The 332-nt window shown below is 28.0% G+C and carries 1 pseudogene; it reads right to left on the reverse strand.

From position 1 onward, the window contains the following. A pseudogene (locus ELQ12_RS09995) lies at positions 1–272 on the reverse strand (tRNA 2-selenouridine synthase); the annotation flags it as partial. Between the last annotated feature and the right edge of the window lie 60 nt (positions 273–332).

The raw sequence follows: 332 nt of genomic DNA on the forward strand, positions 1-332 counted from the left end.
TTTTTATAGTTTTCTTCACCCATATATGCTTTAAATTGATCTTCATAGTATGCAAATTCGGGTTTATCTTTGAAGTTGAAGTTTGATTCTCCTATTTTATAATTATAATCATTACGATAATATTTACAACCATTAGAAAGGACTTGAGGGAGCAATTGATCAATAGCTTCAGAATCTATCGTATAAATTAACTCTCCTGATTTTAATTGACCCGCTTTAGTTCTAAATTTATCAGTATCTTCCAACTCTCTTCTTTTTCTTTCATTTTCCAATATCTCTTCTCTTATTTTTTTATCAAAGATATAAATTCCACCATAATTACTTGCAAGAGT

The organism is Campylobacter sp. US25a (assembly GCF_004379075.1).
GTDB classification, from domain to species: domain Bacteria; phylum Campylobacterota; class Campylobacteria; order Campylobacterales; family Campylobacteraceae; genus Campylobacter_D; species Campylobacter_D jejuni.